Genomic DNA, 13,103 nt, shown 5'->3' on the forward strand with positions numbered 1-13,103 from the left:
GGTGTGAAGCCGCTCAGCCGACCGTAGCGAGGCCAGCCGTCGCCTCGGCCGTCGGCCCGCGCACCACCACACCGAGGCTATCTTCGTCCTGGACCTGCTTGAGCCGCTCGGCCGCCTCCGCCGCCTCGCGCTGCCGGTTCCACATGGAAGCATAGAGCCCGCCCAGCGCCATGAGCTCGTCGTGGCGGCCACGTTCGACGATGCGCCCTGCCTCCAGGACCAGGATCTGATTGGCCTGAACCACCGTCGACAGGCGATGCGCGATGACCAGCGTGGTGCGGCCGGTGGAAACGCGGTCGAGCGCCTCCTGGATCTCGCGTTCCGTGTGTGTGTCGAGCGCCGAAGTCGCCTCGTCGAGGATCAGGATCGGCGGCGCCTTGAGGATGGTGCGGGCGATGGCGACACGCTGCTTCTCGCCGCCGGATAGCTTCAGTCCGCGTTCGCCGACCTCCGTGTCGAAGCCCTCCGGCAAAGCCTCGATGAGCGGCGCGATCTGCGCCATGCGCGCCGCCTCGCGCATTTCCGCATCGCTCGCCGCCGGGCGGCCATAGCGGATGTTGTAGGCGATGGTGTCGTTGAAGAGCACGGTGTCCTGCGGGACCATGCCGATCGCCGCGCGCACGCTCTCCTGCTGCACGTCGCGAATGTCGACCCCGTCAATGGTGATCCGCCCGCCGGTGACGTCATAGAAGCGGAAGAGCAGGCGCGAAATGGTCGATTTGCCTGCCCCCGATGGGCCAACGATCGCCACGGTGTGGCCGGCGGGAACGGCAAAGGAGATGCCCTTCAAGATCGGCCGCGACGGCTCGTAGTGGAAGGCGACATCCTCGAACCGGACTTCACCCGGGCCGACCACCAGCGCCGGGGCGTCCTCCTTGTCTTTCACTTCCTCGTCGGAGCCGAGCAGATCGAACATCGCCTCGACGTCGGCGAGGCCCTGCTTCAATTCGCGATAGATCATCCCGATGAAATTCAGCGGGAAGGCCAGCTGGATCAGCAGCGCGTTGATCATGACGAAGTCGCCGAGCGACTGCTCACCGCGAAGGATGGCGAGGCCGGAAAACACCATGCAGGTCGTCATGCCGATGGTGAAGATGACGGTCTGGCCGATATTGAGCCAGGCGAGCGACGTCCAGGTCTTGATCGAGGCGGCCTCGTAGCGCGCCAGCGACAGATCGTAGCGCTCCGCCTCCATGCGCTCATTGCCGAAATATTTGACCGTCTCGTAGTTCAACAACGAGTCGACGGCCTTGGAATTGGCCTCGGTGTCGGACGCGTTCATCTCGCGGCGAAGCGCAATGCGCCAGTTGGAGGCGACGATGGTGAACCAGACATAGGCGACGATCGTCACGACGATCACCGCCAGATAGGTCAGGTTGAACTGCCAGGCGATGATGACGGCCGCGAAGATGAATTCCAGCAACGTCGGCACGGTGTTCAGGATGATGTGGTCGACGATCGAATCGACGCCCTTCATCCCGTGGTCCATGGTCCGCGACAGCCCGCCCGTGCGCCGCTGCAGGTGGAAGCGTAGCGACAGGCGGTGCATATGCACGAAGGCGCGATAGCCGAGCTGGCGGATCGCATGTTCGCTGACACGGGCGAACAGCGCGTCGCGCAACTGGTTGAATAGATTGAGCAGGACGCGGCCGACGCCATAGGCGACCACCAGCATGATCGGGATGGTCAGGACGGTGGCAAGGCCCGCGTCAGCGTTGGCGCCCCGCCCCGCCGTCAGCGCATTCGTTGCCCATTTGTAGAAGAACGGCACCATGACGGTAACGATCTTGGCGGCGACGAGCACGACGAGCGCCAATGCTACGCGCAGCTTAAGATCCGGCCGGTCCGACGGCCAGATATAGGGCCAGAGGCGACGAATCGTGGCGAGGGCTGGCCGCTCGTCGGATGCTTTCTTTCCTGCCTTGGAGGCCGGATCGGCGCTGTTGACCGCGCTCATATTGAATGTCTCCCCGCGGATCGACCCGGGAAGACCCGATCGACGACGAAAACCGCCCCGCGCTGGCGCGGAGCGGTCACTAGAGGCGGCTCAAGGCCACCATTACCAAGATGGGGTGTCGCGCTCAGTTCGTCCAGCGGGCGTCGCCGGCCGGCAGCACGAAAATCTGACCCGGGTAAATCCAGTGCGGATTGCGGATCTGGTCGTTGTTCGCCTCGTAGATGGTCGAATAGCGCACGCCCTTGCCATAAAGCCGGCGCGAGATCGTCCAGAGATTGTCTCCGCGGCGGATGATGACGTTCTGCGGCGAAGGCAGGGCACCGGAGCCGCTCGCTCCTTCGCTGGCCCCGCCACCGGCCGTCACCGGAGCCAGAACGGCGACATCGACGGTCTGCTGGAACGGCACTTCCGCGCGGACGATGACCTCACCCGTACCCTTGTTGATCTGGTCCGCCCGAACCGTGTGCTCGCCCGGCTTGATGTCGTGCTTGGTCTCGAGCAGCCAGCGGCCGCCCTGGCCTGCCTCTGCGTCGCCGATGGGCACGCCGTCGACATAGATCCGCACGGTCCCGCCAATCGCAGCCGATCCAGCGATGTAGATCGTACCATCTTCGAACTCGACGGCATCAACCGTAACCTTGGGCGGCAATGCCGGAGCCGTTGCGGTCTCGGTCTTGTCAGCCTCGCCCTTGCTAGCCGTGGCTTCGGCAGCGGTCGCCGCATTGGAGGCGGCTGTCTTGTCCGCCTCGGTATTGGCAGCTTCCGATTGTGGCGCTGCCGCAGTGCCAACAGCCGCCTCGGCTGTCTTGGCGGCTTCTGTCCCGGCGGCATCCGTCTTCGTGCCATCTTGGGACGCTACGCCATCCTTTGCTGCCGTCTCACTGGCCGCATCCTGCGCCGCCGCCGGCTCCTTTGCCGGATTGGCACCGGACGCAGGCACCCCGCCCTTGGCGCTGGCATCGGCATCAAGGCTCGCAGCCGGATTGCCCGGCGCGATTGCCGGCGCTGCCGTGCCGCCATCGTTGCCTGAAGCGTCCGCGGCAGGCGCCGCCGGATTGGCCGTGGGCTCGGTAGAGGCAATCTTGGTCTCGCCCGGCACTGCTGGCTTCGGCTCCTCAGGCAGCTGAATAACGCGGCTCGGCTCATTCGGCGCGTTGAGCACGACGAGCGCCTCGCCCTTGCCAGGCTTCGGCACTTCGATAGCGACACGTTGCTCGGAAAGCGCCTGCGTCTTGCCGTCCGGCGAAGTGGTGCGGATCGAAAGGTCGTGCGTTCCCGCGCCGAGCGGCTTCTCGATCACGATCGCCCATTCGCCGCGCTCGTTCGCCGCGCCCTTGCCGATCGCTTCTGAACCGTCGAGCACCTCGACCGTCGCCTTCGGCTCGGCAAGGCCGGCCACAACCGCTTCGCCCGTCGGCTCGACGCGCACGACATCGAAACTCGGAGCGCCGGAGGCGTCGCCAGCGGCAGCCTTGGCGTCCGGCTTGGCATTGGCATCCGCGGATGCCTGCTGCTGGGTCTTGTCACCCGCGGCCGATCCGCCTTCCGCCGACTTCGCGGCATCGCCGGCGGCCGTCGCGGCGGCCGCGTCCTTCGATTCGGTCTTGGCTGCGTCAGAGTTGCCCGCTTCCGACTTGGCAGCAGCGGTATCCGCCGACTTCGCCGCCTCGCCCTGTCCGGCAGCTTCCGTCTTCGCAGCTTCCGTCGATCCAGCGGCAGGGGCTCCCGCCGCGGGAGCGGCAACCTCATCGCCGGCAGGCGGCGCCTGGCGAGCGATGACAGCGTAGTAGCCACCGAGTACCAGGGCGACGACGGCGATCACCCCCGCGATGCGGCCGGATGCGGTAGGTCCCGGCGGTGTCTGGTCAGCCATTGATGCTCGAACCTGTCATTCAAAGGGCCTCGGCCCATCGCCCCAACGGGCAGATCGTCTTCGGCAGGGATCGACTTTCAGCGACGTTTTCCCGAGCCAATGCTGTCAAGTCTATACGAGTATTCCGCGGCGCCACAAGGCTTGGAAATGGCTGATTCCCCGACAATTTGCCCCGGACCGATGCGCTTGACGCTGAACGCGGCGGATGCGAGGAAGGTCCAATGTCCAACATATCTTCGATTTGCGTCTATTGCGGCTCCTCCGCAGGCGGCGACCCGCTTTATGCAGAGGCCGCGGAACGGCTCGGCCGCTCGATGGGAGCTGCCGGCATCGGCCTCGTCTATGGCGGCGGCTCGATCGGCCTCATGGGAATTCTCGCGCGTTCCGTCATGGCCGCCGGCGGCCATGTCACTGGCATCATCCCGAAATTCCTGCAGGAGCGGGAAGTGATGCTGGAGACGGCCCACGAGCTCTTCGTCACTGGCGATATGCATGAGCGCAAGCGCGCGATGTTCGATCGAGCCGATGCGTTCGTCGCGCTTCCCGGCGGCATAGGTACGCTCGAGGAACTGGTCGAGATGATGACCTGGGCTCAACTCGGCCAGCATCGCAAGCCCGTGCTCATGGCCAATATCAACGGCTTCTGGGATCCGCTGGTCGCCCTATTGCGCCACATGAGCGACGAGGGCTTTATCCGCGAAGGTTTTGAAGTCAGCTACCTCGTCGCGGACCGGGTAGAGGACGTCGTTCCGATGCTGCAATCGGCCGCGACCGTGGCTCCGGCTCGGCCCAAGGCGTCACCGAGCGTCTCGATCCCAATCGCTGATCTCTGAACGCCGCATAGTCCTTTCACCAGTCCGGCCGAGGCAGGCTTCGCTTCGGCCGGACGGTATAAAAGCCTGAACGAGCGTCAGCCTTCCGTATCGAGGAGAATGTGCGGCATGGGCCCTGGTGGCGGCGCGGCCAGGTCGACGCCGTGGATATTCTTCACCTCGGAGCGGAACCATGTCGAGAAGGCGTCCGTGCCTTCACCGAACTTCGCGAATGCAGCGGCCGGATTGTCTCCCTCCAGCGTAACAATCACGATTTCGCCCATCGGCGTATGCTGGTGAAACGTTCGCTCGCGGACGCCCAGTTTCTTGCGGCTCGCGAGGAATTCCGCCTTCTTGTCGCCGTTCAGCTGCTCAATGAAGTTCTCGAAATGCGCCATCTTTCCGGGCGCGATCGGGATCGCAATCGCAAACAAGGCCATTCTTGGCTCCTCCCAGCCGGACGGCGTCAGGTGGCCGCCGGACCTTGGAACCATACTCTTGTATGCAATCTACGGAAACGGGACAGTCAGGCCGGCTGAACGCCGGCCCGAACGAGCTTGTAGACGATCGAATCGATGAGCGCCTCGAACGAGGCGTCGACGACGTTTTCGGAGACGCCAACCGTCGACCAGCTGTCGCCGCTGCCGTCGCGGCTTTCGATCAACACGCGCGTCACCGCCTCCGTGCCACCATTGAGGATACGCACCTTGTAGTCGATCAATTCCAGATCGGCGATCACGTCCTGATAGACCCCGAGATCCTTGCGCAGCGCCCGGTCCAGCGCATTCACCGGGCCGTTGCCCTCCCCCACGGTCAAGAGGCGCTGCCCGCCGACGACGAGCTTCACCACCGCCTCCGACTCGGAAAACTGCCGCTGACGGCCGGTTGCATCGAACCGGCGTTCGACGGTCACATGGAAGCTCTCGACGGTGAAATAGTCCGGCACATTGCCGAGCGTGCGCCGGGCCAGCAATTCGAACGAAGCGTCGGCGCCCTCATAGGAATAGCCGATCGCCTCGCGCTCCTTGACCGCGTTCAACAGCGTGTCCAGCCGCGCGTCGCTCTTCTCGACGGCAATGCCGAGACGCGAGAGTTCGGCGAGCAGGTTGGACCGCCCGGCCTGATCCGAAACCAGCACGCGGCGGGTATTGCCGACGGACTCGGGCGGGACATGCTCGTAGCTGCTCGGATCCTTGACGATCGCCGAGGCGTGGATGCCGGCCTTGGTCGCGAAAGCGGATGCGCCGACATAGGGCGCCTGCCGGTTCGGCGCCCGGTTAACGATCTCGTCGAAACGGTGCGACAGCGCGGTCAGGCCCTTCAGCGCCTCCAGCGATACGCCGATCTCGTAGCGCTCGGCATAAAAGGGCTTCAGGAGCAGCGTCGGGATGATCGAGACGAGATTGGCGTTGCCGCAGCGCTCGCCAATGCCGTTCAGCGTCCCCTGGATCTGCCGCACGCCGCCGCGCACGGCCGCCAGCGAATTCGCCACCGCCTGTTCCGTGTCGTTATGCGCATGAACGCCCAGATGGCTCCCCGGCACATGCGCCGTCACCGCGCGGACGATCGCCTCGATCTCTTCCGGCTGACTGCCGCCATTGGTGTCGCAAAGCACGACCCAGCGCGCTCCGGCGGCATGGGCCGCCTTCGCGCAGGCCAGCGCATAGTCCGGATCGGACTTGTAGCCGTCGAAGAAATGCTCGCAATCGACCAGCGCTTCCTTCCCGCTCGCGATCGCCGCCGCGACCGACTGCCGGATGCCGTCGAGATTGTCTTCAAGGCTGGCGCCGAGCGCGAAGCGAACCTGATGCGCCGAGGTCTTGGCGACAAAGCAGATCGCATCGGATTTCGAGGCCAGCAGCGCGGCGACGCCCGGATCATTGGACAGGCTCACGCCTGCGCGTTTGGTCATCCCAAACGCCGTGAATTGCGCCTTCTGGGTCCGCTTCTCGGAAAAGAAGCGGTTGTCGGTCGGATTGGCACCGGGATAGCCGCCCTCGACATAATCGATACCGAGTCCGTCCAACAGGCCGGCGATCAGGACCTTGTCCTCGACGGAGAAATCGACGCCATTGGTCTGGGCGCCGTCGCGCAAAGTCGTATCGAACAGAGTGATGCGTTCACGGGTCACGGCGTTTCCTCCCCCTCGGGGCGCACGTCCCACGTCGTCCAGAACTCGCCCGTCTCCTCATCCTTGCCATCGATAATGATGAGGCCCATCGCGTCGAGTGTCTGGCGAATGCTGTCGGCCTTGGCGAAATCGCGTGCGCGGCGCGCATCGATGCGGTCGAGGATCAGCTGTTCGATCAGGGCTTCGTCGAGGGCGGGGTTGGTCATGGCGTGTTCTTCAACTCTTTCGCGCCGCTTTGGCGCGCAACGGGAGGCGACGGTCATACTCTCGCCCCATGCCCGCACCAAAGCTTTTTTGCGGGTCCCGCTTCGATGGCGCGACGGAACGGCGATCACAACTGCGTTCATGCCTGTATCAAGCCTTGCGTTTTGATAAGGCTGCAATAGTTATCCGGTCGATCCGGCGACCGCCGACACCCCGGCCGTCCGCTCGACCCTGGCGAGGCATCCCCTGCCGCGCCATCCGGAATTCGCCATGCCCACCCGCCTGCTTCCCGACCGCATCCTCCTGCCCCTGATCGTCGCCTGCGCGCTGTTCATGGAGAATCTTGATTCGACGGTGCTCTCGACGGCGCTACCGACGATCGCGCGCGATTTCGGCGTCAGCCCGATCAACATGAAGCTGGCGCTGACCTCGTACCTCCTGACCATCGCGGTCTTCATCCCGGCCTCGGGTTGGCTCGCCGACCGCTACGGCGCGCGTACGATCTTCCGGCTCGCCATCGTGCTTTTCACGGCCGGCTCGATCTGCTCCGGCATCTCACACTCGATCGGCGAGATCGTCGCCTCGCGCGTGCTGCAGGGCATTGGCGGCGCCATGATGGTGCCGGTCGGGCGGCTGGTGATCCTCAAATCCGTTTCCAAGACCGAACTCGTCGGCGCCCTCGCCTGGCTGACCGTGCCGGCGCTGATCGGCCCCGTCGTCGGCCCGCCGCTCGGTGGTTTCATCACCACCTATTTCGATTGGCGCTGGATCTTCTGGATCAATGTGCCGATCGGCATCCTCGGCCTGATCCTGGCAACACTCTATATTCCGGACGTGCGCGGCGAGGAGCGGGTCGCCTTCGACACGATCGGCTTCCTGCTCTCCAGCATCGGCATTGCCGGCTTCGTCACCGGCTCGACCTCGCTCGGCCTCAATCTGATGCCCTGGCCCTATGTCGTGACGATCCTGGCGGCCGGTGCGGCGCTGCTCGTGACCTATTTCTTCTATAGCCGGCGCATCGCCAACCCGATCCTCGATCTGTCGCTGTTCACGATTCCGAGCTTCGCGGCGAGCGTCGTTGGCGGGCTGCTGTTCCGCATCGGCATCGGCGCCCTGCCCTTCCTGCTTCCCCTGATGCTGCAGCTCGGCTTCGGCCTGTCGCCGTTCCAGTCCGGCTCGATCACCTTCGTCTCGGCGATCGGCGCCATCGCCATGAAATTCGTCGCGCCGCCGCTGCTGCGCCGCTTCGGTTTTCGCACCGTGCTGATCGCCAATTCCTTCATCGCGGCGGTGTTCATCGCGGTTCCGGCGATGTTCCATCTCGGCACGCCGGTATCCGTCATGACGGGACTGCTCTTCGTCGGCGGATTCTTCCGCTCGCTGCAATTCACCAGCGCGAACGCGCTGTCCTATGCCGACGTGCCGCAATCTCGCATGAGCCGCGCCACCAGCCTGACCAGCGTGTTCCAGCAACTCGCCATGTCGATTGGCGTTTCGATCGGCGCCATCTCGCTGGAACTGACGCTGCATTCGACCGGCGGCCAGATCGAGGTCGCGACATTCCACCCGGCCTTCATCGCGATCGGCCTGATCTCGATGAGCTCGGCGATTTTCTTCATCCGTATGCCGCGCAGTGCCGGCGAGGAAATGGCGGGCCGCAACCGGCAGAGGCCGCTCGCGCCAGATCCGGTCACCGCCATGCGCGAAAGGGCGTAAGAGCCGAACAAGCCACGGCGTGGAGCCGGATCAGCAGTCGATTGCCTATCGATCGTTCAGCCGGCCCGTTGGCGTTGTCAGCGTTTCGCGTTGCCCCGGCTGGCATTGGAATTGCTCTTTGTTCCCGGACTGATAGAGTTCGGCAATGCGGAAAATGACCCGATGCGAGTGACCCAAGAGCCGCTGCTGCGGAAGTTCTGGTATTGCGTGATGCCGATGTCGGCGCTGGCCGACAAGCCGGTCGGCATGAAGCTTCTTGGCGAGCCGATCGTTCTCTGGAAGGACCAAAATGGCGACCCGCGCGCCGTGAAGGACCGCTGCCTCCATCGCACCGCCAAGCTCTCGCTGGGCACAGTCGAGGGAGGCAACATCGTCTGCCCCTATCATGGCTGGGCCTTTGACGGCACCGGCGCCTGCGTGAAGGTTCCGCAGGACGTCGTCGAGAAACCGCATCCCTTCGGCGTGCCCGGCTATCGCTGCGTTGAGCGCTACAATCACGTCTGGGTCGCGCTGGAAGAGCCCGTCTCCGATATTCCGGAAATCCCGGAATTCGGCGCTGCCGGCTACCGGCAGGTCATCGAATTCTGCGACGATTGGAACTGCGCGCCCCTACGCATTCTGGAGAACGCCTTCGACAACGCGCATTTCGCCTTCGTCCACAAGGGCAGCTTCGGTGACAGCGACCCGATTCCCCCGCCCTTCACCCTGGAAGATACCCCGGACGGGTTCATCATGCGCACCGAGGTTCCGGTGCGCAATCCGGAAGGCATGCGCGACGCCATCGGCATGACCAGCGAGCGAACGGTGCGGCGGACGGCCAACCGCTTTTTCACGCCGTTCTTCCGCGCAGGTAAGATCACCTATCCGAACGGCCTTGAGAACATCCTCTGCACCGCGGCGACGCCGATGGACGAAGCCCGCACGCGGTTCGTCCAATGGGTGATCCGTAACGACACCGAGGAACTGGTGCCGTCCGCGAAGGTCATCGCCTTCGACAAGCTGGTCAGCGAGGAGGACCGGCTGATCCTCGAATCGACCGACGAGAACGTGCCGCTCGACGCCTCGGAGGGACGGGAGTTGCACATGGTCTGCGACCGACCGGGCATGATGATGCGCAAGAAGATCCGCGAATGGCTACGCCCGCGCCCCGAGCGCTCGGACGCAGCCTGAGCGCCCTGTTATCATTCGCTGGCGACCCGAAAAGTCCCCGGACGAGGTCGGGGAGGCGCAGAGGTGGTATAGCGCATCGTCCTCCGCATCGGGTCAATCCGCAAAAACGCAACCTATGCTTGCTGTTTCCCTTGTTGCGCGTATATTGGCTTGGACGATTTCATTATGGTGGGAGGTCACCATGTTTCGATCCATCAGCGCTGTTGCCCTTTTGCTGGCGTCGATCTGCGCTCCGTCTTTCTCCGAAGCGGCAACCGAAATGGACGCCATCGTCCAGATCGCGCGCGGTTCGAAGTGCATATCTCATGAATGGCCGTACCGGCGCGGCACAGCGCCCAGTTCCTATATCGAGGGCATGGCGCTGGTTTTCGCACGGGCCGCCTGTCACCCTGATCGAACGGACGTTCGGATCGTGTCCGGCCCCGAGAGCGGGCAATTGGCCGCCGATGCGTTGACTGTCTACCGACAGGAGTTCAGCAAACTCGGAATGGCCAACGATACGGCAGGTGTCGCCACACTCCGTCATACATATGTCCTACTGATCGGCCTCGGTATGATGGAAAGTTCGGGCAAGTTCTGCGAGGGGCGCGATATTAGCCAGTGCTTTGCCGAGGCGAACAGTGCCGAGTCCGGTCTGTTCCAAACGTCCTACGGAGTCGGAAGATCGAACCCAGTCCTGATGTCACTCTTCGCGGACTACAGCGCCGGCAAGAGCGATTGCTTGCTGTCGTCATTCCAGGGTCATCTGACGTGTAGGATTCATAAAAGTCAGAATGCCAAGTGCCCCAACGAGACGAGTGACGTCACTGGAACTGGTCCGGGCGCCGATTGGCAACGGCTAACCAAGATTTGCCCGGCATTCGCGGCGGAATATGCCGCCGTCGTGCTGCGCCAGCATGGCGGCTCTAGCGGCGAGTTCAATCCGATCCGCAAGCGGCAAGCCGAGGTCTTTCCAGCATGCGACGGCATGCTGAAGTCGGTTCAAGATTACGTGCAGGCTCACCCGGACGTTTGCGTGGGCCTCTAGCAGTTGAACGATCGACGGGCAGCCTGAGCCGCATTCAGGGCTGCCAGGCTTCGTCTGCTTCCGGCTCGTCGCTCTCCGGTTCGACCACGTCCGGCTTCTTGCCCTTGAAGCCCTTCGCCAGCACGAAGAGCTCGACCGAGCCGGCGCGACTGGCCGGTGGCTTGATGTGGTGGACGGTGCGGAAATTCTGCTTCAGCGTTGTCAGCAGTTCGCTTTCCGCGCCGCCGCGAAACACCTTGGACAGGAAGTGCCCGCCCGGCCGAAGGACTGAAATGGCGAAATCGGCGGCGACTTCCGAAAGATAGATGGTGCGCAGATGGTCGGTCTGCTGATGGCCGGTCGTCGGCGCCGCCATGTCGGAGAGCACGACATCCGCCGGCCCGCCCAGCGCCTCGCGCAGCAGGGCCGGCGCATCCTCGTCGAGGAAATTCTTCTGGAACAGGATGACGCCCGGCAATTCGTCCATTTCGAGATAGTCGATGGCGACCACGCGCTTGTCCGCGTCGGTCGAGTTGACGCGCTCGACGGCCACCTGAGACCAGCCGCCCGGCGCGGCGCCGAGATCGACGATCCTCATGCCGGGGCCGAGAATATGATGCTTGTCGTCGATCTCGGTCAGCTTGTAGGCGGCACGCGAGCGATAGCCCTCACGCTTCGAGCGCGCGACATAGGGATCGTTCAGCTGACGCTCCAGCCAGCGCGTCGAGGAGGCGGTACGTCCTCGCGCCGTCTTGACGCGAACGGTCAGCTCGCGCCCACCCGAGCCCTTCTTCGGTGGTACCTTCATGACGGCCTCTCCATTCGCGGTCCCGAACGCCGCCAGACGCCGTCCTCGCTCATCATCTCGACCAGAATTCCCTCGCGCAATCCCCGGTCGGCGACGCGCAGCCGTTCGCAGGGCCAGCGCCGACGGATCGCTTCCAGAATCGCGCAGCCCGCGAGCACCAGATCGGCGCGCTCGCGCCCGATGCAGGGATTGGCGATCCGAGCCTCATAGTCCATGCCGGTGACCAGCGTCATCATCCGGTCGACCTCGCCGGCCGACATCCATGTGCCGTCGACCTTGCGGCGATCATAGCGCGGCAGGCCTAGATGGACGCCGGCCAGCGTCGTGACGGTTCCCGACGTGCCGAGCATGTGCAGCGAACCTGCCGCAACAGCGCGGTCCAGCGCCGCCGCCTCGGGGAAAGCGAGCAGCATGTCGGTGACCTCGGCGACCATCGCCTCGAACACTTTCGGCGTCACCGTCTCGCCGCCATGGCGCTCGCTGAGCGTCACGACGCCGACGGGCAGCGACGCCCAGGTGCGAATGCGGTCGGACATGCGGCGCCGATGCCGCTCCGCCTGCCGCGTCAGGTCGATCCACACCAGCTCGGATGAGCCGCCGCCAATATCGAAGAGCAGGGCGCCATTCGTGGTCGGGTCGATCAGCGAAGCACAGCCCGATACGGCTAGGCGCGCCTCGGTCTCGCGCGACACGATCTCCAGCGCGAGGCCAGTCTCGCCATGGACGCGGTCCAGGAAGGCCGGGCCATTGTCGGCGAGGCGGCAGGCCTCTGTCGCAATCAGGCGCGCGCGCTTGACGCCGCGATCGGCCAGCTTGGCACTGCAGATCCGGAGGGCATCGACCGCCCGCTCCATCGCCGCTTCGCCGAGCCGCCCGCTGGACCCGACGCCTTCTCCGAGCCGGACGATCCGCGAAAATGCATCGACGACGCGAAACCCGCGCTCGCGCGGCTGCGCAATCAGCAGCCGGCAATTATTCGTTCCAAGGTCCAGCGCCGCATAGAGCCCGTCACGCTCTATCGCTGCCCTCGGCGCGGCCGGATAGCGGGATATGGCGGAAGGCGCAGCGGGTGAGGCATGGGCGACGTGTGAGACCTTGCCGTTTCCATGGCCCTTCCCGCTGCCATGACGGGGATCCGGATGAGATGGCTTGCGCGATTCGACAGGCGGACGATTTCGCCCGTCGGGCGCAGCCCCGCTGCCCGCGAAAACAGGCCCGCGCTTCTTGCGTCGGCGCCCCTTGCGCTTGGCCGGCTGGCCGGCTCCGCCTTCCGGCGGACGCAGCTTTCCTGCATTCCCGACAAGGCCCACCGGCTCAGCCGACGGTCCTTTGGCGGGCGCACTGGAATCCGCACGAAGCGGATCCTCGCCCGAACTGTCCAATTCTCGATCCTCGGCTGCGCCGGCTCGAACCTGCAACGCGGCTC

The 13,103-nt window shown here is 64.6% G+C and carries 11 protein-coding genes; 4 read left to right on the top strand and 7 right to left on the bottom strand.

Annotated features, from left to right (window positions below; genetic code table 11):
• Window positions 1–13: 13 nt before the first annotated feature.
• Both OSH05_RS15830 and OSH05_RS15835 read right to left on the bottom strand, forming a co-directional pair.
• Complete coding sequence (locus OSH05_RS15830) at window positions 14–1,957, bottom strand: ABCB family ABC transporter ATP-binding protein/permease (protein WP_104219041.1); 1,944 nt, start codon at window positions 1,955–1,957, stop codon at window positions 14–16.
• Between the two features lie 124 nt (window positions 1,958–2,081).
• Window positions 2,082–3,830 carry a LysM peptidoglycan-binding domain-containing protein gene (locus tag OSH05_RS15835; protein WP_104219042.1) on the bottom strand — a complete coding sequence of 583 codons (1,749 nt, stop codon included), beginning with the start codon at window positions 3,828–3,830 and terminating at the stop codon, window positions 2,082–2,084.
• A 221-nt stretch (window positions 3,831–4,051) separates the two neighbouring features.
• Between OSH05_RS15835 and OSH05_RS15840 the strand changes: the two genes are divergently transcribed.
• Complete coding sequence (locus OSH05_RS15840) at window positions 4,052–4,663, top strand: LOG family protein (protein WP_104219043.1); 612 nt, start codon at window positions 4,052–4,054, stop codon at window positions 4,661–4,663.
• 77 nt (window positions 4,664–4,740) lie between these two features.
• Here the strand turns inward: OSH05_RS15840 and OSH05_RS15845 are convergent, their stop codons facing one another.
• The 3 genes from OSH05_RS15845 to OSH05_RS15855 form a co-directional block, all read right to left on the bottom strand.
• Complete coding sequence (locus OSH05_RS15845) at window positions 4,741–5,082, bottom strand: hypothetical protein (RefSeq protein ID WP_104219044.1); 342 nt, start codon at window positions 5,080–5,082, stop codon at window positions 4,741–4,743.
• 86 nt (window positions 5,083–5,168) lie between these two features.
• Window positions 5,169–6,773: a citramalate synthase gene (gene cimA, locus OSH05_RS15850; RefSeq protein WP_104219045.1), complete on the bottom strand. Its 1,605-nt coding sequence runs from the start codon at window positions 6,771–6,773 to the stop codon at window positions 5,169–5,171.
• Window positions 6,770–7,120, bottom strand: a complete 351-nt coding sequence (locus OSH05_RS15855) for a hypothetical protein (RefSeq protein WP_266352576.1) — start codon at window positions 7,118–7,120, stop codon at window positions 6,770–6,772. Before OSH05_RS15855 ends, cimA begins: the two co-directional genes overlap by 4 nt.
• 127 nt (window positions 7,121–7,247) lie before the next feature.
• Here OSH05_RS15855 and OSH05_RS15860 point away from each other — a divergent pair, with 127 nt between their 5' ends.
• The 3 genes from OSH05_RS15860 (at window position 7,248) to OSH05_RS15870 (ending at window position 10,890) form a co-directional block, all read left to right on the top strand.
• A complete protein-coding gene (locus OSH05_RS15860; protein ID WP_104219047.1) occupies window positions 7,248–8,693 on the top strand; it encodes an MFS transporter in 1,446 nt (481 codons plus the stop codon).
• Window positions 8,694–8,855: 162 nt separating this feature from the next.
• Window positions 8,856–9,863 (top strand): aromatic ring-hydroxylating dioxygenase subunit alpha, encoded by a 1,008-nt coding sequence (locus tag OSH05_RS15865; protein WP_104219048.1) that lies wholly within the window; start codon window positions 8,856–8,858, stop codon window positions 9,861–9,863.
• Window positions 9,864–10,044: 181 nt separating this feature from the next.
• On the top strand, window positions 10,045–10,890 hold the full coding sequence (locus OSH05_RS15870) for a hypothetical protein (RefSeq protein ID WP_104219049.1): 846 nt from the start codon (window positions 10,045–10,047) through the stop codon (window positions 10,888–10,890).
• A 34-nt stretch (window positions 10,891–10,924) separates the two neighbouring features.
• On the opposite strand, the gene OSH05_RS15875 is transcribed toward OSH05_RS15870, so the two are convergent.
• Both OSH05_RS15875 and OSH05_RS15880 read right to left on the bottom strand, forming a co-directional pair.
• Window positions 10,925–11,677: an RlmE family RNA methyltransferase gene (locus tag OSH05_RS15875; RefSeq protein ID WP_104219050.1), complete on the bottom strand. Its 753-nt coding sequence runs from the start codon at window positions 11,675–11,677 to the stop codon at window positions 10,925–10,927.
• Window positions 11,674–13,059, bottom strand: coding sequence for a Ppx/GppA phosphatase family protein (locus OSH05_RS15880; RefSeq protein WP_104219051.1), 1,386 nt, complete (start codon window positions 13,057–13,059; stop codon window positions 11,674–11,676). Before OSH05_RS15880 ends, OSH05_RS15875 begins: the two co-directional genes overlap by 4 nt.
• Window positions 13,060–13,103: the final 44 nt, after the last annotated feature.

The sequence above is a fragment of the Kaistia algarum genome, from assembly GCF_026343945.1.
In the GTDB taxonomy this organism is placed as follows: Bacteria; Pseudomonadota; Alphaproteobacteria; order Rhizobiales; family Kaistiaceae; genus Kaistia; species Kaistia algarum.